Below are 1,987 nucleotides of genomic sequence, written 5' to 3' on the forward strand. Positions count from 1 at the left end.
CCGGCCGGCTGCCCGGGGGCCTACCGCTCGCCCTCCTGAGCGAGCATCACCTTCCGCAGCAGGTCCGCCAGCGTGCGCCGTTCCTCCTCGGAGAGCACTCCCAGCAGCCGCCGCTCCTCCCGGCCCACCACGTCCAGGGCCTCCTGCCAGGCGGCGCGGCCGGCCTCGGTCAGCACGATGTCGACCTTCCGGCGGTCCTCCGTGGACGGCGTGCGCAGGACGAAGCCGCGCCGTTCCAGGGTCTCCAGCCGGCCGGTGACCGAGGCGGGGGCGAGGTTGAGGTCGGCCCGGAGGTCGGAGGGGGCGGCGTGGCCGCCGCGGCCGGCGAGCACGTGCAGGGTGTCGAACTCGTGCTTGTGCAGGCCGTAGTCGGCGACGCCCTGTTCGCGGACCCGGCCGAGGTGGCGGGTGAGTCGCGACATCCGGGTGACGGAGGCCTCGATGTCCGGGTCGAGGCCGGGCAGCACCGGCTGCCAGCGGTCGAGGTGGCCGTCCGTCCAGTCCCGGGCCTCCGTCCGGTCGGACGTCCCCGTCCGGTCACGGCTGTCCGTCCGGTCGCGGGGCGCAGTGGGCTGCTCTGGAGGGTGCTCGGCCATGGGAGGAGTCTACAAACCGCGGCGGAAACAACGGCACCAAAATATTCGTTGCCGAAATTTTGGCAGCGAAATACAGTGCGGCGCGTGACACGACACCCCTTGAACCTGAGCGGCTTCCGCCTGCTCTTCGTCGGACGGACCCTCTCCACCCTCGGCGACGCCGTCGTCCCGGCCGCCCTGGCCATCGCCGTCACCCGCGCCACCGGCTCGGCCGGCGCACTCGGCCTCGTCCTGGGCTGCGCGATGGTGCCGAGACTGCTCCTGCTGCCGGTCGGCGGCGTGGTCGGGGACCGCTTCGACCCACGTCTCGTCGCCCTCACCACCGACCTGGTCCGGGCCGCCGCCCAACTGCTGGTCGGACTCGAACTGCTCCGCGGGGACCCGGACCTGACGCACGTCGCGCTCGCCTCGGCGGTCGGCGGCACCGCCTCCGCCTTCGCCATGCCCACCGCCTCGCCGCTGGTCGCCGCCACCGTCCGGGGCGAGCTGCGGCTGCGCGCCAACGCCCTGCTCGGCTCCACGACCGCCGCCGCCCGGCTCGGCGGCCCGGCCCTCGCCGGGCTGCTGGTGTACACCGCCGGGCCCGGCTGGGCGTTCGTGCTGGACGGCGCCTCCTTCGCGCTGAGCGCCGCACTGCTCACCCGGCTCCGCATCGACCACGTGCCCGGCGAACCGCGCTCGCTGCGCCGGGACCTCGCCGAGGGCTGGAGCGAGGTGCGCTCCCGGGACTGGTACTGGACCAGCCTGATCGCCCACGGGGTGTGGAACGGTGCGAGCTCCGTGCTGCTCACCCTCGGCCCGCTGATCGCCGCCACCCGGCTCGGCGGGGACGGCGCCTGGGTGGCGCTGACCCAGGCGGGCGCGGTGGGTCTGCTGGTCGGCTCGCTGATCGCCGGACGGCTGCGGCCCCGCCGCCCGGTGCTGGCCGGGAACCTCGCCCTCGCGCTGTACGGGCTGCCGCTGCTCGCGCTCGCCCTCCCGGCCCCGGCGCCGCTCGCGGTGGCCGCACAGGCGGTGGCGATGGCCGGGCTGGGCTTCCTCAACCCGGTCTGGGAGACGGTGGTCCAGCAGGAGTTCCCGCCCGGGGCGCTGGCCCGGGTCACCTCGTACGACTGGCTGCTGTCGCTGGCCGGAGCCCCGCTCGGGTACGTCCTGGCGCCGTTGGCCGCCGACGCCTGGGGCGACCGGGTGCCGCTGCTGGCGGTGGCGGGGCTGGTGACGGCGGTCTGCGCGGGCACGGCGGCGGTGCCCGGCGTCCGGCGGTACGGCGCCCGGCGGGCCGCCGGAACCGGGTCCGGACCGGCGGCCGAACGGCCACCGGCCCGGACCCGGGCTCACGATCGGGCTCGGACCCCGGATCAGGAGCCGGACCAGGCCCGGGAACAGGCCCC

2 protein-coding genes are annotated in these 1,987 nt (G+C 76.0%); one reads left to right on the forward strand and one right to left on the reverse strand.

Annotation, left to right across the window (positions count from 1 at the left end):
* Positions 1-20: 20 nt before the first annotated feature.
* Positions 21-596 carry a MarR family winged helix-turn-helix transcriptional regulator gene (locus ACIQOV_RS39280; RefSeq protein ID WP_401055670.1) on the reverse strand — a complete coding sequence of 192 codons (576 nt, stop codon included), beginning with the start codon at positions 594-596 and terminating at the stop codon, positions 21-23.
* A gap of 84 nt (positions 597-680) precedes the next feature.
* Between ACIQOV_RS39280 and ACIQOV_RS39285 the strand changes: the two genes are divergently transcribed.
* The coding region (locus ACIQOV_RS39285) for an MFS transporter (RefSeq protein WP_401055672.1) at positions 681-1,987 on the forward strand (1,307 nt) is incomplete at its 3' end.

The organism is Kitasatospora sp. NPDC091257 (genome assembly GCF_044757675.1).
GTDB classification, from domain to species: Bacteria; Actinomycetota; Actinomycetes; order Streptomycetales; family Streptomycetaceae; genus Kitasatospora; species Kitasatospora lactacystinica.